The sequence below is a fragment of the Streptomyces sp. SGAir0957 genome, from assembly GCF_043523415.1.
The window spans coordinates 7,951,354-7,972,101 of record NZ_CP027293.1; the positions used below are offsets into that span (position 1 = coordinate 7,951,354).

At 70.9% G+C, this 20,748-nt stretch carries 21 protein-coding genes; 14 read left to right on the forward strand and 7 right to left on the reverse strand.

What is annotated here, in order from left to right; translation table 11 throughout:
• Positions 1 to 82: 82 nt before the first annotated feature.
• The gene (locus C1N81_RS41415; protein WP_394436599.1) at positions 83 to 2,641 is read right to left on the reverse strand and encodes a discoidin domain-containing protein; all 2,559 of its coding nucleotides are present in this window, start codon (positions 2,639 to 2,641) and stop codon (positions 83 to 85) included.
• A gap of 307 nt (positions 2,642 to 2,948) precedes the next feature.
• On the opposite strand from C1N81_RS41415, the gene C1N81_RS41420 reads away from it, so the two are divergent.
• The 7 genes from C1N81_RS41420 to C1N81_RS41450 all read left to right on the forward strand — a co-directional run bounded on the left by C1N81_RS41420 (position 2,949) and on the right by C1N81_RS41450 (position 10,099).
• Positions 2,949 to 4,169 (forward strand): hypothetical protein, encoded by a 1,221-nt coding sequence (locus tag C1N81_RS41420; RefSeq protein WP_394436600.1) that lies wholly within the window; start codon positions 2,949 to 2,951, stop codon positions 4,167 to 4,169.
• Positions 4,170 to 4,391: 222 nt separating this feature from the next.
• Positions 4,392 to 5,255 carry an endo alpha-1,4 polygalactosaminidase gene (locus tag C1N81_RS41425; RefSeq protein WP_394436601.1) on the forward strand — a complete coding sequence of 288 codons (864 nt, stop codon included), beginning with the start codon at positions 4,392 to 4,394 and terminating at the stop codon, positions 5,253 to 5,255.
• A 130-nt stretch (positions 5,256 to 5,385) separates the two neighbouring features.
• On the forward strand, positions 5,386 to 6,717 hold the full coding sequence (locus C1N81_RS41430; protein WP_394436602.1) for an ABC transporter substrate-binding protein: 1,332 nt from the start codon (positions 5,386 to 5,388) through the stop codon (positions 6,715 to 6,717).
• 9 nt (positions 6,718 to 6,726) lie between these two features.
• Positions 6,727 to 7,683, forward strand: a complete 957-nt coding sequence (locus C1N81_RS41435; RefSeq protein ID WP_394436603.1) for a carbohydrate ABC transporter permease — start codon at positions 6,727 to 6,729, stop codon at positions 7,681 to 7,683.
• Complete coding sequence (locus tag C1N81_RS41440) at positions 7,680 to 8,573, forward strand: carbohydrate ABC transporter permease (protein WP_394436604.1); 894 nt, start codon at positions 7,680 to 7,682, stop codon at positions 8,571 to 8,573. Before C1N81_RS41435 ends, C1N81_RS41440 begins: the two co-directional genes overlap by 4 nt.
• A 39-nt stretch (positions 8,574 to 8,612) precedes the next feature.
• Positions 8,613 to 8,789 (forward strand): hypothetical protein, encoded by a 177-nt coding sequence (locus tag C1N81_RS41445; protein ID WP_394436605.1) that lies wholly within the window; start codon positions 8,613 to 8,615, stop codon positions 8,787 to 8,789.
• Complete coding sequence (locus C1N81_RS41450; RefSeq protein ID WP_394436606.1) at positions 8,786 to 10,099, forward strand: alpha-glucosidase/alpha-galactosidase; 1,314 nt, start codon at positions 8,786 to 8,788, stop codon at positions 10,097 to 10,099. Before C1N81_RS41445 ends, C1N81_RS41450 begins: the two co-directional genes overlap by 4 nt.
• 25 nt (positions 10,100 to 10,124) lie before the next feature.
• Here C1N81_RS41450 and C1N81_RS41455 read toward each other — a convergent pair whose 3' ends face one another.
• From C1N81_RS41455 to C1N81_RS41470, 4 genes are all read right to left on the reverse strand, one after another.
• Positions 10,125 to 10,892 (reverse strand): polysaccharide deacetylase family protein, encoded by a 768-nt coding sequence (locus C1N81_RS41455; protein ID WP_394436607.1) that lies wholly within the window; start codon positions 10,890 to 10,892, stop codon positions 10,125 to 10,127.
• A gap of 151 nt (positions 10,893 to 11,043) precedes the next feature.
• The gene (rpmF, locus tag C1N81_RS41460; protein WP_394436608.1) at positions 11,044 to 11,208 is read right to left on the reverse strand and encodes a 50S ribosomal protein L32; all 165 of its coding nucleotides are present in this window, start codon (positions 11,206 to 11,208) and stop codon (positions 11,044 to 11,046) included.
• Between the two features lie 31 nt (positions 11,209 to 11,239).
• Positions 11,240 to 11,476 carry a 30S ribosomal protein S18 gene (rpsR, locus tag C1N81_RS41465; protein WP_394436609.1) on the reverse strand — a complete coding sequence of 79 codons (237 nt, stop codon included), beginning with the start codon at positions 11,474 to 11,476 and terminating at the stop codon, positions 11,240 to 11,242.
• Between the two features lie 201 nt (positions 11,477 to 11,677).
• A complete protein-coding gene (locus tag C1N81_RS41470; RefSeq protein WP_394436610.1) occupies positions 11,678 to 13,180 on the reverse strand; it encodes an MFS transporter in 1,503 nt (500 codons plus the stop codon).
• A gap of 217 nt (positions 13,181 to 13,397) precedes the next feature.
• Here C1N81_RS41470 and C1N81_RS41475 point away from each other — a divergent pair, with 217 nt between their 5' ends.
• Positions 13,398 to 13,913 (forward strand): MarR family winged helix-turn-helix transcriptional regulator, encoded by a 516-nt coding sequence (locus tag C1N81_RS41475; protein WP_394436611.1) that lies wholly within the window; start codon positions 13,398 to 13,400, stop codon positions 13,911 to 13,913.
• A 215-nt stretch (positions 13,914 to 14,128) separates the two neighbouring features.
• Complete coding sequence (locus C1N81_RS41480; RefSeq protein ID WP_394436612.1) at positions 14,129 to 14,305, forward strand: hypothetical protein; 177 nt, start codon at positions 14,129 to 14,131, stop codon at positions 14,303 to 14,305.
• A 55-nt stretch (positions 14,306 to 14,360) separates the two neighbouring features.
• On the opposite strand, the gene C1N81_RS41485 is transcribed toward C1N81_RS41480, so the two are convergent.
• Positions 14,361 to 15,218, reverse strand: a complete 858-nt coding sequence (locus C1N81_RS41485; RefSeq protein WP_394436613.1) for an MmyB family transcriptional regulator — start codon at positions 15,216 to 15,218, stop codon at positions 14,361 to 14,363.
• An 86-nt stretch (positions 15,219 to 15,304) separates the two neighbouring features.
• Between C1N81_RS41485 and C1N81_RS41490 the strand changes: the two genes are divergently transcribed.
• Both C1N81_RS41490 and C1N81_RS41495 read left to right on the forward strand, forming a co-directional pair.
• Positions 15,305 to 16,072, forward strand: a complete 768-nt coding sequence (locus C1N81_RS41490; RefSeq protein ID WP_394436614.1) for an SDR family oxidoreductase — start codon at positions 15,305 to 15,307, stop codon at positions 16,070 to 16,072.
• Positions 16,073 to 16,124: 52 nt separating this feature from the next.
• On the forward strand, positions 16,125 to 16,334 hold the full coding sequence (locus tag C1N81_RS41495; protein ID WP_394436615.1) for a 4-oxalocrotonate tautomerase family protein: 210 nt from the start codon (positions 16,125 to 16,127) through the stop codon (positions 16,332 to 16,334).
• A gap of 30 nt (positions 16,335 to 16,364) precedes the next feature.
• Here C1N81_RS41495 and C1N81_RS41500 read toward each other — a convergent pair whose 3' ends face one another.
• Positions 16,365 to 17,636, reverse strand: coding sequence for an MFS transporter (locus tag C1N81_RS41500; RefSeq protein ID WP_394436616.1), 1,272 nt, complete (start codon positions 17,634 to 17,636; stop codon positions 16,365 to 16,367).
• 115 nt (positions 17,637 to 17,751) lie between these two features.
• On the opposite strand from C1N81_RS41500, the gene C1N81_RS41505 reads away from it, so the two are divergent.
• The 3 genes from C1N81_RS41505 (at position 17,752) to C1N81_RS41515 (ending at position 20,747) form a co-directional block, all read left to right on the forward strand.
• Complete coding sequence (locus C1N81_RS41505; protein WP_394436617.1) at positions 17,752 to 18,315, forward strand: TetR/AcrR family transcriptional regulator; 564 nt, start codon at positions 17,752 to 17,754, stop codon at positions 18,313 to 18,315.
• Between the two features lie 294 nt (positions 18,316 to 18,609).
• The gene (locus C1N81_RS41510) at positions 18,610 to 19,545 is read left to right on the forward strand and encodes an endo-beta-N-acetylglucosaminidase H (RefSeq protein ID WP_394438555.1); all 936 of its coding nucleotides are present in this window, start codon (positions 18,610 to 18,612) and stop codon (positions 19,543 to 19,545) included.
• Between the two features lie 101 nt (positions 19,546 to 19,646).
• Positions 19,647 to 20,747 (forward strand): PHP domain-containing protein, encoded by a 1,101-nt coding sequence (locus tag C1N81_RS41515; RefSeq protein ID WP_394436618.1) that lies wholly within the window; start codon positions 19,647 to 19,649, stop codon positions 20,745 to 20,747.
• Position 20,748 lies beyond the last annotated feature (1 nt).

Consider the following 20,748-nt stretch of genomic DNA (forward strand, 5'->3'; position numbering starts at 1 on the left):
ACGCGCGGTGTGATCCAGGCCACCTTGTGAGGGCGGACCGGAGCACACCGCGCGCGGCGTTCTCACCGAATCGGGATCGCGCCTACGGGAAGGACGTGATCTTCGACGGGATGGTGCTGGTGCCCGAGGTCGGGGCACCGGTGTTGTTCACGACGTGGGCGTACTGGCCCTTGCCGCCGAGCGAGATGACCTGGATGCTGTGCAGCTTGATGCCCGACTTCACCGGGACCTGGAAGCCGTGCTGCTGCACGATGCTCGGGTCCGAGGTGAAGTTGCAGTAGCTGCCGAGCCCCCATGCCTCATGGGTGTTGACGCTGTCGGCGACCTTGTAGGCCGCGTAGCCGACGATGCCGTCGTGGGTGATCGAGGCGGCGTTCGGCGCGTCGTACGCCTTCTCGTTCTGGAAGAAGATCGTGCGGCCGCGCTCACCGTTCCAGAGCACGTCGTACTTGTTGAAGTGCTCCACGAACAGGCCGGTGGTGAGGACGTCGTCGCCGTTGACCACGAGTCCGTAGTCGGCGCGGTTGGTCTCCCAGCCGACGCCCTCACCGTGGTCGGCGCGCCAGATCCAGGTGTGGTCGACGATCACGTCGTCGCTGTTGATGACCACGGAGTTGGTGGCGAGGCCGGGGCCCGCGCCGCCGATCCGCACGAACACGTCCTGCATGGAGGTCGGGTTCGCGGCGTGGTCGGCGCTCGCGCCGGACCCGCCGATCTGGAGGAGGGTGTCGGACTTCTTGGCGCCCGCGTCGATGAGGAAGCCCGCGAGCTTCACCCCGTCGACGTCGGCGACGTGCATGGCGTCGATGCCGTTGTCCGGGACGATCGTCGCGAGACCCAGGCCGAGGACGACCGTGTTGGCGCGGTTCACGTTGATCGTCTGGTCGAGGTGGTAGACGCCGGGCGTGAACAGCAGGTTCAGGCCCTGCGCGAGCGCCTGGTTGATGGTGGCCGCGGTCGCACCGGGCTTGACGACGTAGAACTGGCTCAGCGGGAGCGAGGAACCCGCGTTGGCGGGCCAGGAGACGCCGCGCGCGTTGGTGCGCTTCGCGGGGACGAACACCTTGTACTCGCTGCCGTCCAGGTACAGGAACGGCTTCTCGCGCGAGATCGGGGTGGTGTCGAGCGTGGTGTACGGGCCGGTGTCGAAGTTGGTCGCCGGGGCGCCCTGCACGCCGGTGAACGTCATGTTCCAGACGCCGTTGGTCCAGCCGCCGACCGACGAGTCACGGGTGTACCACTGCTGCTGCGAGTACGGGCCGACGGTGCCGTCGATCTTGGAGTCGGCTATGTAGCCGCCCGAGGCCCACCCGTAGCCGTTCGGCGCGAGGTTGAGGCCGCCGGTGACGTGCATACGGCGGAACGGGGCGGCCTGCGCTACGGCCCAGCGGTCGGTGCCGTTGACCGGGTTGAGGGAGAGGTTCTCGGCGGAGCGCCAGAAGTTCTGCGTGGCGTTGCCGTTGAACCAGCCCGCGTCGACCGTGACATCACCGTTGATCTTCGTGTCGTCGGGGTTGAGGCCGAGACCGGAGATCGAGGTGTAGAAGCCGAGCTGGGCGTTGATGTTGTTGTACGTGCCCGGCTTGAGCAGGAACTGGTAGCGCTGCGAGCCGAACTGGTTCGACTCCTGCTGCTGGAAGACCTGGTCGAACTTGGCCTGGAGGTTCGGCGTGCTCGGGTCGACGACGATCACGTTCGAGCCGAGGTCGCCGCCGCCCTGGATGGGCCCGCCGGAGCCGCCGGAACCGGTGTGCACGGCGACCTCCCACAGCGAGTAGCCGTAGGCGGTGGCGCGGGTGGTCCCGTAGATCCGCAGGTAGCGACCGGTGCCGCTGACGTCGTAGGAGGTGGTGCCGCCGGTGGCGTTCGTGACGTCCTTCAGGGTCGTCCAGCTCTGGCCGTCCGTGGACGCCTGGATCTTGAACGCCTTGGCGTACGCGGCCTCCCAGTTGAGGTCGACCTTGCAGATGCTCTGCGAGGAGCCGAGGTCGACCTGGACCCACTGCGGGTCCGAGGCGGCGCTGGACCAGCGGGTGCCGGTGTTGCCGTCGAACGCGGCGGAGGCGGGGGTGCCGCCGTTCTCGGTGGAGGAGGCCGTCGCCGTGCGGCCCTGGGCGGCGTTCGCGCTCGAGCAGGTGTCGGCGGGCGGGGTGCTGCCGCCGGCGCCGAACACCTGGAACTCCCAGAGCGAGTAGCCGTAGGTGGTGGCGCGGGAGACGCCCTGCATACGGACGTAGCGGCCGCTGCCGGAGACGTCGAGGGTGTCGGTGCCGCCGTCGGAGCCGGTGACGGACTTCAGGTCGGACCAGGTGCTCCCGTTGTCGGAGACCTGGATCTTGTAGTCCTTGGCGTAGGCGGCCTCCCAGTTGAGGACGACCTTGCCGATGCTCGCCGAGGAGCCGAGGTCGACCTGGAGCCACTGGCTGTCGGTCGCGGCGGACGACCAGCGGGTGCCGAGGTCACCGTCGACGGCGGCCGCCGCGAGCGTCCCGCCGTTCTCCGTGGAGGAGGCGGTGGCGGTCTTGCCCTGGGAGAGCGGCGTGTCCGCGGCGGCGGCCGGGGCGGCCGTCACGGCTTGGGCGGGGATGGTGAGCAGCGCCGCCGCCGTGGCGAGCGCGATCCCCATCGATCTGTGTCTCATGCGTTTCACTCCGTGCGGGGGTGGGTGAGGGACCCGCGCCGCGAGCGGCACGGGTCCACGGGCAGTCAACGGGCAGACGTGGTGGCTTAGTTCGAGGTTTGATTTAAGGGTCAAGGCAACTGTTCGGCAATACCCCGGGAACGACTTATTTTCAGAACCTGAACGGACCGCTCCCGGCCCGTGGTCCGTGCTGTCAGGAATTGGACGCCGATGGGGAGTGCGGCGGGCTTGAGTGCATGTATGGGCCAGGTAGATCATGGACCCGGGGTCGGCCGGGCATCGGCCGAGATGATGGGGGGGAGTGACGATGCGGCACAGGCCGTTGTTCCGCTGGGTTTTGACGCTCGGCGTCGTGCTGTTCGGGTGGTCGGCGTATCTCTACTGGTCGTATCCCGACGTGAAGGCGGTCGATCTCGCCGTGATCAGCGAGAAGGACGACGGCCGCTGCACGGTGCGCTGGACGGACCCGTACCACGACGGAGGCCGTCGTATGGAGGGTGCCTACCGGTGCGATCCGGACCGGGACCCGTCGTTCAAGCGGACGGTGTACATCCTCGGTCAGGCGGACGGCTACGACACCGGGTTCATGTACACCGAGGGGCCCCGGAAGGGACACCTGGAGCCTGCCGACGCGGAGCCGTACGCCACCTCCGACGTGCTCCTTCTCTTCGGCATCGCGCTGATCGCCACCGGACTCGTCGGGGGGAACATGCGCGCCGCGGCACGCTTGAGCGGTGTGCGTCCGAGGACCGTAGCCCGTGCACGGGAGTTGTATGCGATCGCCGGCCAGGTGGCCCACGACCACGCGCAGGCGCGCGACGCCGTGCGCACGGCATGGGACGCGCTGCGCCACGAGCGGACCGGTGAGGAGTTGGGCCGTCTCCCCGTCGCCGAACTGGCCGAGGGGGCGGCCGCCGACCGGGACGCGCTCGGCAACCTGGAGGCGGCCGGGGTCCGCACCGCGCGCGATGTGCTGGAGGCCGGAGAGTCCGGACTGCGACACATAGGTGTGAGCACGTGTGCCGCCACACACTTCCATGCCGCCGCCCGGCGCCGCGCCGAGGCCGTCGAGGGTGCCCTGCCGATGCGCCTCGAAGGCGATTGCGGCACAGAGCAGAACGTGGCGCTGCTCGCCGCGCTCCAAGTCCTCCTGGACGCGGGCGACGAAGCCCGCCGGACCGCCCGCGCAGGGGAGTCGCTCGCCGCCGAGCTCGGACGGGCCCTCGACGCGGCCCGACCCGCGTCGACGTACCGCACCATGCTGCGCGCCGGCCGGGAACAGCGCGAGACCGCTCGTGACGCCGTCGACCACCTGCGGCGCCTCGTGGCCCGCGCCGAGGGCGACGGACTGCCCGCCCGTTTCGCCCAGACGTCCGTCGACCTGCTGCGCGCACCCGACGCCCGTCGGCAGGCGGGCCTGTCCGCCCGCGCGGACTTCGAGAACCGCCCCGGCCGGTACTACGGGTTGCTGGCGCACGTCGTGGACGAGGCGGAAGAGGTCGGCACGGGTGTCCCCAGCCTCTCCTGATGGTGACGTGCATGTTTCTGCTCGAAACGGTGTCGCTCCGAGCATGTTCGAGCTATTGACAGGGCTCTCGCGGCTCGATTTACTCCCTGGCAAGCCGATGCCGAGCACTCGGCGCAGAGGTACGCCTAGCCGGTAGCTGGCCTTCGCCAGGAGCCCGGACTGAGTCGCCAGGGCCTTGCGCGCCCGAGGCGGGGACGTGCCCTCCATCTCTGGAGCTCTGCGATGAGCCTCAAGCACGTGATGCGCAGATGTATGACCGTGACCGCCGCCGCCGCTGCCGCCGCGGCGGCCGGTCTCGCTGTCCCCTCCCCGGCCTCCGCCGTCCCCTCCACGACCTCCGCTGCCTCCGCCGCCCCGGCCGCTGCCTCCGCTGCGGCGGTCACCCTCCCGCCCGCGCACGCCGGTTTCGACTACCAGATCGGCGGCGCGTACACCCCGCCGGCCGGCGTGAGGGTCGTCAGCCGGGACCGGAGCGCCGCCCCGGCCGCCGGGCTCTACAACATCTGCTACGTCAACGCCTTCCAGGCCCAGCCCGGCGCCGAGTCGAGCTGGGACGCCGACCTGCTCCTGCGCGACGGCAACGGCGACGTCGTCTACGACGACTCCTGGGGCGAGGCGGTCCTCGACATCCGCACCGCCGACAAGCGCAAGCGCATCGCCGCCAAGGTCAACGGCTGGATCGACGGGTGCGCGAGCAAGGGCTACAAGGCGGTCGAGCCCGACAACTACGACACCTTCACCCGCTTCCCCGACCACCTCACCGGCGCCCAGGCCAAGGCGTACATCTCCCTCCTCGCGAGCCACGCGCACGGCAAGGGCCTGGCCGTCGCCCAGAAGAACACCGGTGAACTGGCGGACGCGGGCAAGGAGACCGGACTCGACTTCGCCGTCGTCGAGGAGTGCGGCTACTACGACGAGTGCGGCGACTTCACCGCCGAGTACGGCGACAACGTCATCGTCGTCGAGTACTCCGCCAAGGGCATGGACAACGCCTGCGCGAAGTGGGGCTCCAAGCTGAGCATCGTCCGCCGCGACCTCGACGTGTCGCCCGCGGGCAGCAGCGGATACCTGCGCAGGACCTGCTGAGAGCAGCCTGTCCGAGCCGGCGCGGCGGGCGCTCCGTTCCCCGGCCCCCCGTGGGGCGCCCGCCCCGCGTTCCGCCCCTTCGCGGCTTCTCACGGCTGCCCGCACAGCCGTTCCTCCCAGGGAGGTAGTGATGACTGCACAACCCGGTGCGCCCGTGGCTCCGACGCGCCGTACCGTCCTGCGCACCGGGTCCGCCGTCGCGCTCGCGGCGGTCGCGGGTGCGACCGTCACCGGCTGCGGCGCCGGTGCGTCGGACGGGGTGGCGGCCGACGGCACGGTCACCATCCAGGTGTGGCACGGGCAGACGGACACCGCCCTGAAGGTGATCAAAAAGCTGGTCGCCGAGTTCCATCGCGCACACCCGAAAATACGTGTCGACCTGGGCGGTGGTGTCCTGGCCGACACCATGTTGCAGAAGGTCACCGCCGCGCTCGCCTCGGGCGCCTACCCGGACGTGGCGTTCATCTTCGGCTCGGACCTGGCCAGCGTCGCCCGCAGCCCCCAGGCCGTCGACCTGACGTCCTACGTACGCGACCGGAAAACCCCCTGGAACAGTTACTGGCCGTCCGCCCGACAGGCGGTCACCATCAACGACAGGGTCCGCGCGCTGCCCGCGGTCGTCGACTGCCTGGCCATGGTGTGCAACAAGACGATGTTCGCCGACGCCGGGCTCGATCTGCCCGAACCCGGCTGGAGCTGGGACGACTTCACCGATCTGTGCCGCCGCCTGACCGACGCGGGCCGGGGCCGGTTCGGCACCGGCTGGCCCGGCACCGGCGACGAGGACACCGTGTGGCGCCTGTGGCCGCTGATCTGGGGGCTCGGCGGCGACGTCATCGCCGAGGACGGCAGACACATCGGCTTCGCCGACGCAGGCGTACGCGCCCTGGAGGTCGTCCAGAGACTGGTGCGCGACAGAAGTGTCTACGTCGACCCCAAGCCCGGCAGCGAGCAGATGTACAAGGTGTTCCTGGCCGGGCGGATGGCCATGGTGCCGACAGGCCCCTGGCAGCTGCCCGACATCCAGCAGGCGAAGGTCGACTACCACGTGGTGCCGCTCCCCACCTTCGACGGCAAGGCCGTGACCATCTCAGGACCCGACACCTGGACGATTTTCGACAACGGTGAGGCCCGCACCCGCGCCGCCCGCACCTTCGTCAGCTGGCTCATCGACCCCGCCCAGGACAGCCGCTGGGACGCGCAGGCGGGCAGCCTGCCGCTGAGCCGGGGCAGCGAGGACACACGTGTCTGGCGCGCACACACGGAACGGACACACGGTCTGGAGGTGTGGACCGACGCGCTGCCCTCGGCCCGCGTCCGCCCGGTGCACCCCGCCTACCCCAGCATCTCCCAGGCCCTCGGCGAGGCCACCGTCTCCGTGCTCCTCGGCCGCTCCAGCCCGCAGGCGGCGATCCGCTCCTGCGCCGAGGACGCCAACGCCACCCTGCTCATCCCGCGTTGAGGACCCGACATGTCACGACTTCCCGCTCCGCTGACCGTGTCACCCGTCCGGTCCGAGCCCCGCGCCCTGCGCAAGCGCCGCCGCCGCGAGTCCACCACCGCCTGGGCGTTCGTCTCCCCGTCCGTCCTGGTCATCGTCGGCCTCAGCGTCGTCCCCGTCCTGTGGTCGCTGCTGCTCTCCTTCCGCGCCGACGACCTCGTCACCCCCAGCCGCTGGGTCGGCCTGGACAACTACGACGCGCTCGTGCGGGACCCGCACTTCCACGAGGCCGTGCGCAACACCCTGCTCTACACGCTCCTTTACGTGCCGCTGTCCATCGTCGCGGGCCTCGCCCTCGCCCTCGCCCTCAACCGGAAGATCCGTTTCGTCGGCGTCTACCGCACCCTCTTCTTCGTCCCGTTCGTCGTCTCCGCGACGGCGCAGGGCGTGCTGTTCTCCTTCGTGCTCGACCCCGAGTTCGGCGCCGCCAACTCGGTGCTCCACCGCCTCGGCATCTCCCCGCAAGGGTTCCTCACCGACCCCTCCCAGGCGCTGTACATACTGATCGTCATCAGCCTGTGGAGCGGTACCGGACTGTGCACCGTCATCTATCTGGCCGCCCTTCAGGACGTACCCCAGGAACTCATCGAGGCCGCCCGGCTCGACGGCGCCGAGCACCGGCACGTGCTGCGCCACGTCACCTTGCCGGTCGTCACCCCCGTCACCGTCTTCCTCCTCCTGTGGCAGACGATCCAGGCCCTCCAGGTCTTCGACCTCGTCTACGTCACCACCAAGGGCGGCCCGCTCGGCTCCACCACTGTCATCGTCCACTTCATCTGGGAGCAGGCGTTCAAGAACTTCACCGCCGGATACGGGGCCGCCGCGGCGTACGTCCTCGCCCTGGCGCTGCTCGTGCCGGCCGTGGTCCTGCGCCTCGTCCGCGCCGGCCGCGAGCGCCACTCCCGCAAGGAAGCAGCCGCCTCATGACCACGACGACGCATCCGCCCCGCCACACCGGCCGGCGGCCCGTCAGCGAACCGGTCGCCGCCGCCCGCCCGCGCCGCGGCCTCCCCTTCAGCCCCTGGCACCTGCTGCTCGCCCCGCTCGCCGCGCTCTTCGCGGCCCCGCTGCTGTGGCTCCTTCTCAGCTCCGTGATGAGCGACGCCCAGTTCAACCGGTTCCCGACCGCGCTCCTGCCCGACGGGATCGACCTCGGCGGCTACCGCTACGTCCTCAGCAACGGCATGTTCCCGCGCTGGCTGCTCAACTCGGTGATCGTCTCCGGTGTCGCCGTCGCCTCGAACCTCGTCTTCGGCGCCCTCGGCGGCTACGCCTTCGCCCGGATGCGGTTCGCGGGGTCGCGCCTCCTGATGATGCTGATGCTGGCGACGATGGCCGTGCCGTTCCAGCTGACGATGATCCCGACCTTCCTGGTCATGAAGAGGCTCGGCCTCATCGACACGCTCGGGGCGCTCATCGTGCCCTCGCTCGTCACCCCCTTCGCGGTGTTCCTGCTGCGCCAGTTCTTCCTCTCCCTGCCGCGCGAACTGGAGGAGGCCGCCTGGATCGACGGCTGCGCACGCCTGCGGGTCCTGTGGTCGATCGTGCTGCCGCTGGCCCGCCCCGCGCTCGCCACCGTCGCCGTCCTGACCTTCCTGACGACGTGGAACGACCTGTCCTGGCCGCTCATCGCCATCAACCACGACACCCAGTACACGCTCCAGCTCGGTCTCACCACCTTCCAGGGCACGCACCACACCCGGTGGTCCGCGGTGATGGCGGGCAACGTGATCACCGTCCTGCCGGTGCTGCTCGCGTTCCTCTTCGCGCAGAAGACGTTCATCCGCTCCCTCACGTCGAGCGGCCTCAAGGGCTGAACCCCCGCCCCTCTTCCCGTACCGGAGCAAGGACATGTGATGCCGCACCGACACGACCTGCCCGGCCTGAAGGCCGCGACCCCGATGACCGCCGTCCGCACCCGGGACGAGGAGCGCGCCGCCCCGTCGATCCGCGCCCACGGCGGCACCCCGGCCCGGCCCGCCCGCGACGTAGTCCGCACCCACCTCACCCGCACCGGAGCACCCATCTCATGAACCACCCCAAGATCGCCTTCGTCGGCGCCGGCAGCGTCGTCTTCACCCAGGGCCTGCTCGCCGACCTGTTCGCCCTGCCCGAACTCACCGGCGCCCACATCGCCCTGCACGACATCGACCCCGAGCGGCTGACCACCGCGCGCGTGGCCGCCGAGTACATCGCCGAGGAGCGGGGCGCGGCGGATGCCACGATCACCGCGCACGCCGATCGCCGCGCGGCCCTGACCGGCGCCGACTTCGTCATCAACATCGTGCAGATCGGCATGGGCGAGGCGACCCGCACCGACTTCGAGGTGCCTGCCCGCTACGGGCTGCGCCAGACGATCGGCGACACGCTCGGCGTCGGCGGCATCTTCCGCGCCCTGCGCACCTTCCCGTTCCTGAAGGAACTCGGCGCGGACATCGCCGAGGTGTGCCCGGACGCCTGGCTGCTCAACTACACCAACCCGATGGCGATGAACGTCCAGTACCTCACCGCCGCCACCGGCCTGACCAAGGTCGTCGGCCTCTGCCACTCGGTCTACTGGACGATGCGGGACCTCGCCCAGCTCGTGAAGGTCCCCTACGAGGAGATCACCTACCGGGCCGCGGGCGTCAACCACCAGGCCTGGGTCCTGCGCTTCGAGCACGAGGGCCGCAACCTCTACGAGACCCTCGACGAACTGATCGCCTCCGACGAGCAGTTGCGGCGCCGGGTACGTGTCGACATGTATCGGCGCCTCGGCTTCTACCCGACCGAGACCAGCGAGCACTCCAGCGAATACGTGCCCTGGTTCCTGCACCACGCCAGCGAGGTCGAGCGCCTGCGCCTGCCGATCGGCGCCTACCTCGGCATCGTCGACGACAACGTCGCCGAGTACGAGCGCACCCGCGAGGCGCTCGCCGGGGGCAAGCCGCTGGAGGTCGAGGGCACGATGGAGTACGCCCCGCAGATCATCCACTCGATCGTCACCGGCACCCCGCGCACCGTCTACGGCAACGTGCCCAACCACGGCCTCATCGACAACCTCCCCGCCCACGGGGTCGTCGAGGTCCCCTGCCTCGTGGACTCCTCCGGCGTCCAGCCCACCCGCATCGGCGCGCTCCCGCCGCAGCTGGCGGCCCTCAACCGCACCTACCTGAGCGCCAACGACCTCGTCGTCCGGGCCGCTCTGGAGGACGAGCCGCGCCACATCCGCCACGCGGCCATGACGGACCCGGCGACGGCGGCGGCCCTCCCCGTCGAACGCATCTGGCAGCTGTGCGACGCCATGGTCGCGGCGCACGGGGAGAGGCTCCAGCCGGGGCTGCGGGCCCAGTTGGGCGACTGACCGGGGGCAGGGCGGTCGCCCAACCTCACCGCACCGGGAACCCGAACGTGTAGCCCTGCTCCTTGAGGTGCGGCAGGAGGCGGCGCAGCGCCTCCAGGGTCTGGGTGCGGTCGCCGCCCGCGTCGTGGAAGAGGAGCGTCGGTCCGTTGGACAGCTCCTCCTCCACGGTCGCGACGATGGCCTCCGTACCCGGCCGCTCGAAGTCCTTGGTGTCCACGTTCCAGCCCAGCGGACGCATCCCGTGCGAGGCGGCCAGCTTGCGGCTGTACGGGGTGAAGGCGCCGCCCGGCGCCCGGTAGTACACCGGCCGGACACCGCCCGACGCCTTCGTGATCATGCGCTCGGCGTCGAGGATCTGCTGCGACTGGTACGACTCGGACGCCTTGTCCATGGCGGTGTTGTGCGCCACCGTGTGGTCGCACAGCCGGTGCCCCTCGGCGACGACCCTCTTCACCAGGTCCGGGTGGGCCTGCGCCTGCGTCCCCACCATGCAGAACGTGGCCTTCACCTTGAACTGCCGCAGAAGGTCCAGCACTTGCGGCGTCCACGTCGGGTCGGGGCCGTCGTCGATGGTGAGGTTGATGCCGCGCTCGCCCTTGTCCGAGGCGTGCGCGATGGTCACCGCGACCGGCTTGACGGCGGGGGCGGCAGGGGCGCTCGCCTTCGGCGGCGGACCGTCGGCGGAACCGGCCTGCGCGGTCCACACCGAGGCGCCGGTCGCGAGCAACGTCACCCCGAGTGCCGCGCCGACCATCTTGCTGTTCCAGCCCCGCCCGCCGCCGTGCTGCGCCATGCCCGCCCCTTTGTCACGCCGTTGTCCGCCGTTCTCCGGTCACCCTGTGACCATGTGGGAGGACGGGAGGCGCAGGTCGGGGGATGCCTCTGTTACAGAGCGCGGACAAATCCGGGAAGGGGCGCGGACAACGGCTCCGAACGCCTCGCCTCTACGGGCGCAGGAGCCCGCGCTCGTACGCCTTCCTCAGGTGTTGGGGCACGAGATACGTGTGTCCGTCGACGGTGACGGGGACGAGGACCGGGGTGTTCGCCCGCCACTGGGCCCGGCGGTGCCGGGTGTTGCTGCGGGACATCTTGCGCTTGGGTACGGCCATGACGGTCCTTCCGTGGATGGGTGAGAGGGGCTCAGCGGCCGGGGTAGGGGAGCAGCGCCATCTCGCGCGCGTTCTTGACGGCCGCGGCGATCTGCCGCTGCTGCTGCCGGCTGACCCGCGTCACGCGCCGGCTGCGGATCTTGCCGCGGTCGGAGATGAACTTCCGCAGCAGGTCGGTGTCCTTGTAGTCGACGTGGGTGATACCGGCGACGTCGAGCGGGTTCGGCCGGTTCTTGCGGGCGAGGGCGGACTTGGTGGGCCGGGGCATGGAGGCTCCTCGTGGATCGGGCGTCGGTGGCCGGTGCACGGCCGCTGGACGGTCGGTGCGGGGTCGTGCACGCAGCTTACGACAATGATTTCCATTATCGAAAACGAGGTGGCTCATATCCCGGCGGGCACGGACCGGGCGCGAAAAGAGCCCGCGGAACCTTTCGGTTCCGCGGGCCCTCCGGAAGGCCGGGTCCAGGCGTCAGTGCGCGCCGTGGCGAACCGGCTTCGCGTTGACCAGTAGGGCCGCCGCGCAGCCCGCGAGGAGCATCGCGACGACCGCGTAGCCGATCGCGTGGGTGTAGCCGTGGACCACACCTTCCGCGACGACCTGCGCCTTCTTCGACGGGTCGGTGAGGTGGCTCGCGATGTACGTCGATGTCGCGGAGGTGGCGATGGTGTTCAGCAGGGCCGTGCCCAGCGAACCGCCCACCTGCTGCGAGGTGTTCACCATGGCGGAGGTGACACCGGCGTCCTGCGGCCGCACACCGTGCGTGGCCGTGGAGAAGACCGGCATGAACGTCAGACCCATGCCGAGGCCCATGACGAGCTCGGCGGGCAGGACGTGCGTCGCGTACGCCGAGTCGACGTCGAGCTGGGTCAGGATCAGCAGACCGCACGCGGCGAGCAGCATGCCCGGCACCATCAGGGCGCGGGCCTGCACACGGGGCAGCAGCCGCGCGGAGATCTGCGTCGAGCCGATGATGATCGCCACGGACATCGGCAGGAACGCGAGGCCCGTCTTGACCGGGGAGTATCCCAGGATGCCCTGCAGGTAGTAGGTCATGAACAGGAACAGGCCGAACATGCCGATCGTGGCGAGGCCCATCGTCAGGAAGCAGCCCGCGCGGTTGCGGTCACGCAGGATGTGCAGCGGCAGCAGCGGCGACTTCGCGCGGCCCTGCCACAGGACGAACGCGATCAGCGCCACGACGCCGCCGATGAGCAGCGAGACGACCATCGAGTCGCCCCAGCCGCGCGGCTCCGCCTCGGAGAAGCCGTACACGATGGCGACCAGACCGCCGCAGCCGAGGATCACGCCGGGCACGTCGAGCCGGACGTCCTTGTGGCCGGGGCGGTCGTGCAGCAGGATCTTCGCGCCGATGACGGCGACGATCGCGATCGGGATGTTGACGTACAGGCACCAGCGCCAGTTCAGGTACGAGGTGAGGATGCCGCCGAGGAGCAGGCCGACGGCGCCGCCCGCGCCGGCGAGGGCGCCGTAGATGCCGAAGGCCTTGCCGCGTTCGCGCGGGTCGGTGAAGGTCGTCGTCATCAGGGACAGGGCCGACGGCGCGAGGAGCGCGCCGAAGACACCCTGCGCCGCGCGGGCGGCGAACAGCATGCCGGAGCCGTTGGCCGCGCCGCCGACGGCGGAGGCGAGGGCGAAGCCGACCAGGCCGATCATGAAGGTGCGCTTGCGGCCGACGAGGTCGGCGACCCGGCCGCCGAGCAGCAGCAGGCCGCCGAAGGCCAGGGTGTAGGCGGTGATGACCCACTGCCGGTTGCCGTCCGACATGCCGAGGTCGGTCTGGGCGGACGGCAGCGCGATGTTCACGATGGTCGCGTCGAGCACGACCATGAGCTGGGCCAGGGCGATGACGACCAGGCCCCACCAGCGCCGGGGGTCCGGGGCCTCCGCCGCGTCGGAGGAGTGCGGGCCCGGCGCCGTCCGCGTGGCGCCGGTGGATATGGAGTCGCTCATGTCGAGGACGTCGCTTCCTTGCTGGGAGAGGGGGTGTGCGATAGATGCGATGGATCCGATGAGTGCGATGCGCCGCTTGGTGCGGTGTGCCGGGACGTCGATGTCCGGCCGAAATGTCCGGGTACCCAGGGTCGGGTGGGTCCCACATGTGCGCGCTTCGTACGTGTCAGGAATCGTCAGTAGTACTGATTATCAGATACAGGATACGCTATCAGGCATGACGGACGACGCCGGACTGGCCGACCTGCTCACCGAACGGCTCGGCTACCTGATGAAGCACGCGTATCTGCGCCTGGCCGATCTGATGGGGGAGGCGCTGGCCCCCTACGACGTGCACCCCAAGGAGCTGGGCGTGCTCTCCGTCATCGCGGCGGACGGCGCGGAGCGCTCGCAGAACGAGCTGGCGTCGGCCATCGGCATGGACCGCACCACGATGGTCGCCGTCATCGACGCGCTGGAGTCCAAGGGCCTCGTCGAGCGCCACCGCAGCGCCCGTGACCGCCGGCGCAACGTCGTGACGCTCACCGAGGCCGGCGCCGCCTGCCGGCGCGACGCCGACCACGCCCGCACCGAGGCCGAGGCGGCGTTCCTCGCCCCGCTCGACGAGGACACGCGGCGACAACTGGCGGCGGCCCTGCGCACCCTCTACGACGCCCACGACTCGGGCCGCGCGCCGAGCCGGGCCGTCCTGCCGGGCCAGGACGCGTCCGTCTGCCACGCGGAGAAGGGCTGAGCCACCGGAAGGGCTGAGGCACTTGAAGGGCTGAGCCACCGGAAGGGCCGAGCCGCCCTAAGGGCCCGCGTCGTCCCGGAAGGGCGACCGTCACGACGTATGCGGTCTACACGTGTGCCGTTCGCGCATCTGCCACTGCCATGTGCGGGGAAGGACAGTCGAACCCCGGCAACCGCACGTACGGCCCGGGGTACGGCCGACCGGATGGAGTCGAGATGGCCGAGATGATGGAGCCCGGACCGCGCAGGGGCATGACAGTGCGGAACGCGTCCGTCGACGTGGCGTACCGGGCGCTCCTGGAGCATGCGACGCATTGCCGCCGTTGCGTGGCGAACTGGCGCGAGTGCGCCACCCGTCGCGCCCTGTCCGACACGCTGCGGCAGGTGCGCTGAGCCTCGCGGGCCCGCGGCCCCACATCGCGGGCCCGCCGAATCGGGGCCCCGCCCGTCAGCGCGCCGGGCCGGAGACCTGCTGCGTACCGACGACGGCCAGCAGATCGAGAAGGTCCGCGCTGTCCGTGCCGACGGCGGGGGTGAACCAGAGCAGCCGCTGCCGCCCGTCCTCGCTGAACAGATTGAGGCAGTTGACCTCTAGCAGCCCCAGGGCGGGATGGTTGAGCCGTTTGCGGTCGTCACGCCGGACGGCCACCTCGTGCGCGGCCCACAATCCGGCGAACTCGGCGGACGCCTCGCGCAGCGCCGCGATCAGCGCACTCGCCTCGGTGTCCTTGGCGTCCCGCCTGGCGGCCGCGGCCCGCAGATCGGCGACGAACGACCGGGACTGCCGCTCATGATCGGCCTCCGGGTACAGCCGCCGCGCCTCCGGCTCCACGAACCACCGGTGGACGAAGCTCGCCCGGGCACCCCGGAAGCCGGACTGGTCCCCGAGTAGCGCCACGGCGAGCGGATTCTGTACGAGGGTGACGTGCAGGTCCGTGATCACCTGGGCCGGGGCGGTCAGCCGGGTCAGCAGATCGAGCATCCCGGGATGGACGTGCGAGGCCGCTCCGCCGTGCGCGGGCAGGGGGCGGTCGGCCAGGTGGTACAGGTAGTCGCGCTCGTCGGCCGTCAGGCGCAGCGCCCTGGCGAGCGCGGCGAGCATCTGCTCGGAGGGCTGCGACCCGGCGCCGCGTTCCAGCTCGTTGTAGTAGTCCACCGAGGCGCCGGCGAGCTGGGCGACCTCGTCACGGCGCAGCCCCGGCACCCGGCGGCGCGGCCCGTGGGGGAGGCCCACGTCGGCCGGGCGGATGCGTGCGCGCCGCGAGCGCAGGAACGCTCCCAGCTCGGTGTGTCTCACAGAAGCCATGTCCGCCATTCTGCGCCGGGCCGGGGCGTCCACCCAGGGGATGACATCCCCTGGCTCCGTCCGCCGGTGCCGCGCATCGTGGAGACATGACTACGAACGACTCCACCAGCACGACCCCCTCGGCGCCGGCGCGCGCCGCCGTCGTCACCGGCGGCTCACGCGGTATCGGCCGGGCGGTCTCCCTCGAACTGGCCCGGCAGGGCTTCGCCGTGATCGTGAACTACGCGCGTGACGCGGGGGCGGCCGACGAGACGGTCGCCGCCATCACCGACGCGGGCGGACGCGCCGTCGCCGTCCAGGCGGACGTCGCCGACGAACACGCGGCCGCCGCCATGTTCGAGCAGGCGGAGCGGGAGTTCGGCGGCGTCGACGCCGTGGTGAACTGCGCCGGGCGGATGATCCTCTCGACCATCGCCGATCTCGACCTGGCGCAGCTCGACGCCATGCACCGCACCAACATCCGCGGCACCTTCGTCATCGCCCAGCAGGCCGCGCGGCGCCTGCGCGAGGGCGGCTCGTTCGTGGGGTTCTCCACCTCCGTGGTCGGCACGCGGTTCCCGGCGTACGGCGGCTACGCCGCGAGCAAGGCGGCCACGGAGACGCTCACGCTGATCCTCGCCCGTGAGCTGCGCGGCCGGGACATCACCGTGAACACCGTCGCCCCCGGGCCCACCGCGACGGACCTGTTCCTGGAGGGCAAGACGCCCGAACAGGTCGAGCAGCTCGCCAAGGTCCCGCCGCTGGAACGGCTCGGCACCCCGGAGGACATCGCCCGGGTCGTCGCCTTCCTCGTCAGCCCGGCGGGCCACTGGGTGAACGGCCAGGTGGTGCGGGCCAACGGCGGCATGGTCTGAGATCCGTACGCCGGACACCGAACAGCCCACAGAGACCTACGAGGAGAGACTCATGCCCTTCGCCCACTTCAAGGTTCCCGCCGGAACCCTCACCGCCGACGACAAGAAGAAGATCGTCGAGCGCACCACCGACCTGTACGCCGAGATCTACGGCGAACGCGCCCGCCCCACCACCGTCGTCCTGGTCGACGAGGTGCCGGACGGCGGCTGGGGCGTCGCGGGCAACGTCCTGACCGCCGCCATGCTCAACGGCGAGGCGTGACGCACCCACGGTCGAGCGGTGGCCGGCGCCTCAGTTCGCCGCCGACCGCTCCGTGTCGGTGATCCCCGGAGCGTCGGGCGCGGTCCCGTCGGGCCCGGTGCTCCGGGGCACCGAGGCGGTGCGGGTGTCGGCGGCGGAGGCCAGGGCGATGGCCGCGACGACGAACACGAGCACCACCAGCATCGCGGAGCGCAGCCCGTAGTGGTCGCCGAGGAAGCCGAGGGCCGGCGGGCCGACCAGGAAGGCCACGTAGCCGATGGTGGCGACGAGGCTGACGCGGGCCGTCTGGTCGGGCCCGGAGTCGCCCGCCGCCGACAGGGCCACGGGGAAGCCGAGCGCCGCTCCGAGCCCCCAGAACACGACGGCGGCGGCCGCGACGACCGCGCTGTCGGAGAAGATGACGAGGACGAGCCCGATCGATCCGGAGACGGCGCTGGCGCGCACGACGGCGACCCGCCCGAACCGGTTGAGGAAGAACGTGCCGCTGAAGCGGCCCAGGGTCATCGCGGCGGCGAACCCGACGTAGACGAGGGAGCCGAGGGCCGCGTCCACGCCGTGGCCGTCGACCATGAGGAGCGGCAGCCAGTCGTTGGCCGCGCCCTCGGCGAGGGCCATGGCCAGGACGATGCCGCCGATCAGCAGGAGCCGGCGGTCCTTCCACACGGGCTGCCTGTCCTGCGGCTCGCCGGCCGTCGTGGCGGCCGTGGCTGTACCGGGGGTGTCGCCGATGCCCACGCGCGCGGGTACGGAGCGCAGCGCGTACAGGAGGATGCCGGTGGAGACGGCGGCGACGACCACGAGGTGCCAGGCGACCGGGAAGTGCGCGGCGGTGGCCGCCATGCCGGTCAGCCCGCCGAGGACGGTGCCGAGGCTGAAACAGCCGTGCAGGGTGGGCAGGACGGCGCTGCCGGTGAGGTGTTCGACGTCGGCGCCGTCCACATTGACCGCCACCTCGCCGGAGCCCATGCCCGCGCCGAACAGGCACAGCCCCGCGGCGACCATCGGCGCGGACGACACCGCGCCGCCTCCCGCGACGACGGCCATGCTGACGATGATCAGGCCCGTGCCGAGCGCGATCACCGGGCGCGTGCCGAACCGCGACACGAGCCGCCCTGAGCAGAGGATGCCCGCCATGGAGCCGACGGACAGGCCGAACAGGACCAGGCCCATCTGACCGGTGGAGACGCCCAGCCGATCGCGCACGTCCGGGGTGCGGGTGACCCACGACGACATCGAGATGCCGGGGAGGAAGAAGAAGAGGAACAGGGCTTGGCGGCGTCTGCGCAGGGCGCGGTCGATCAAGGGGAGGCTCCACTGAGGTCCGGAAGAATGCGGGGGAACAGGGTCGGCACCTGAGCATGTCGAGTATGTACAAACGTACACACTTGGCGGTGGAGAGAGAAGGCGGATCAACGAGATGACCGGCAGCAGTCGCGGCCCCAACGACCCCGGGCGGCGCGAACGCATCCTCGACGCGGCCCTCGACGTCGTCGCCGAGCACGGCGCCATCAAGGTGACCTTCCGCAGAATCGCCGACGCGGCGGGTGTCCCGCTCGGCTCGCTCACCTACTACTTCGACGACATGCAGCACCTGCTCACCGAGGCGTTCACACGGCTCGCCGAATCCGTCTCGCAGCGCTACGGGGCGCTCCTCAAGGCCGCCCGTACGCCCGAGGAGGCCGAGGCCGCCGTCGTGGAGATCATCTGCGGCAAGGTCTGGGGCACCGACCGCAACCTGCTGCTCAGCTACGAGCTCTACGCGTTCGCCACCCGCCACCCCGGACTGCGCGCGGTGACGCGCTCCTGGATGCAGGCCAGCCGCGACTCCCTGGCCCGCCACTTCGACCCCCTGACGGCACGGGCGCTCGACGCGCTCGTGGAGGGCTTCTCCATCCACAACTCCTTCGACGCGAGGCCGACGGACCGTGCGGGCGTGACCGCGATCGTCCACGCGGTCGCGGCCCGGGGCGGACACGCTTGATCCGGCCACCCGGCCGCGCGCGGTTCCGGCCATGTGCGAGGGGATCGTGAAGAGTTGGCGCGCGGTGCTGGGGATCCGGGCGGGGGAGCGGAAAGATCGAGGGCTCATCCGGCGCTCTCGCATCCGTCGGGCGCCGACCGGGCGATGGGAGACCGATCAGACATGTTCACCCGGATACAGAGCACCCGATCGCGGAGCGCCCGCGAAGCAGACACCCGCGAACGAGGCACCCGCGTACGGGACACCCGCGTAGGAGACACCCGCGTAGGAGGTGCTCGCGTGCAGGGCGGCCGGATACGCGGCAGAGCGCGGAGGGTCGCGCTCGCCCTCTCGGCCGCCGTAACCCTCACCCTAAGCCTGAGCTTTACGGCTGGCGCGGCGGCGGCCCCCGACTCCGCCCCCGCGACCCCTCCGGCGGCCCACGTCGCCAAGCAGGGGCCGACCTCGGTGGCGTACGTCGAGGTGAACAACAACAGCATGCGCAATGTCGGCAAGTACACCCTCGCGAACGGCGGTGACAACGTTTTCGACGTCGCCGTCATCTTCGCCGCCAACATCAATTACGACACCGGCACCAAGTCGGCGTACCTGCACTTCAACGAGAACGTGCAGCGCGTCCTCGACAACGCCGCCACCGAGATCCGGCCCTTGCAGCAGAAGGGGATCAAGGTCGTCCTGTCGGTGCTCGGCAACCACCAGGGCGCCGGCTTCGCCAACTTCCCCTCCCAGGCGGCCGCCTCGGCGTTCGCGAAGCAGCTGTCGGACACCGTGACCAAGTACGGCCTCGACGGCATCGACTTCGACGACGAGTACGCCGAGTACGGCAACAACGGCACCGGCCAGCCCAACGCCTCCTCGTTCGTGTACCTGGTGTCGGCGCTGCGCGCGAACATGCCGGGCAAGATCATCAGCCTCTACAACATCGGCCCGGCGGCCACCCGGCTCTCCTACGGCGGCGTCAACGTCGCCTCCTCGTTCGACTACGCATGGAACCCGTACTACGGCAGCTGGCAGGTCCCGAACATCGGACTGCCCAAGTCGAAGTTGTCCCCGGCGGCCGTGGAGATCGGCCGGACCGCGCAGAGCACGGTGACGTCCCTGGCCCGGCGCACCGTCAGCGAGGGGTACGGCGTCTATCTGACGTACAACCTCGACGGGGCGAACCGCAGCGCGGACGTGTCCGCGTTCACGCGGGAGCTGTACGGCAGCGCCGCGGTCTACACGCCGTAGGCCGCCGCCCGGACACCGTCATCGCGTCGTCCCCCGCGTGCCGAACGCGGTCCCGCCGCTCATCCTGAGGAGGGACGGACCAGTCGAACGGGAGCGGCTCGATGGCGGTGTCCAAGGCGAACAGGCAACCGGCGCGCGAATCGGCGCGCGAATCGGCGCGCGACCCGGCGCCCGACCCGGTGCGGGCGCTGGAGCGGATCGCGTTCCTGCTGGAGCGCGACCGCGCCCCGACCTACCGGGTGCGCGCCTTCCGGACCGCCGCCGAGGTGATCGCCGACCTGCCGGAGTCCGAGTTCGAGGAGCGGATGCGCACCGGTTCGCTGGAGGCGCTGAGAGGGATCGGCCCGAAGACCGCCGCGGTGATCCGGGAGGCCTACGCGGGCGGCGTCCCCGCGTATCTGACCCGCCTCGAAGAGGACGCGCGCACGACACCCCTGGTGGCCGACGGGGCGGGCGGCGCGCTGCGGGCGCTGCTCCGCGGCGACTGCCATCTGCACTCCGACTGGTCGGACGGCGGCAGCCCCATCGAGGAGATGGGGCGGGCCGCCCGGGAGATCGGGCACGAATGGGCCGTCCTGACCGACCACTCCCCGCGCCTGACCGTGGCCCGCGGCCTGTCTCCCGAACGACTGCGGGAGCAACTGGACGCGGTGGCCGACCTCAACACCCGCTGGGCGCCGTTCCGGCTGCTCACCGGCATCGAGTGCGACATCCTCGACGACGGCTCCCTCGACCAGGAGCCCGAACTGCTCGACCGGCTCGACGTGGTGGTCGTCTCCGTCCACTCCAAACTGCGCATGGACGCCGACGCGATGACCCGGCGCATGATCGCGGCCGTCGGCAACCCGCGCGCCGACATCCTCGGCCACTGCACCGGCCGGCTGGTCACGGGGCGCGGCAGACCCGAGTCGCAGTTCGACGCGGACGCGGTGTTCGAGGCGTGCGCGGCCGCGGGCACCGCCGTCGAGATCAACAGCCGACCGGAGCGACTCGACCCGCCACGCCGTCTGCTCCGCCGCGCCGTGGCGGCCGGAACCCTCTTCTCCGTGGACACCGACGCACACGCCCCCGGGCAACTGGACTGGCAGGTGATCGGCTGCGCCCGCGCGGAGGAGTGCGGGGTGCCCGCCGAGCGCGTGGTCACGACGTGGCCGGCGGAGAAGCTGCTGGAGTGGACGCGGGCGAAGCGCGGCGCCGCTTAAC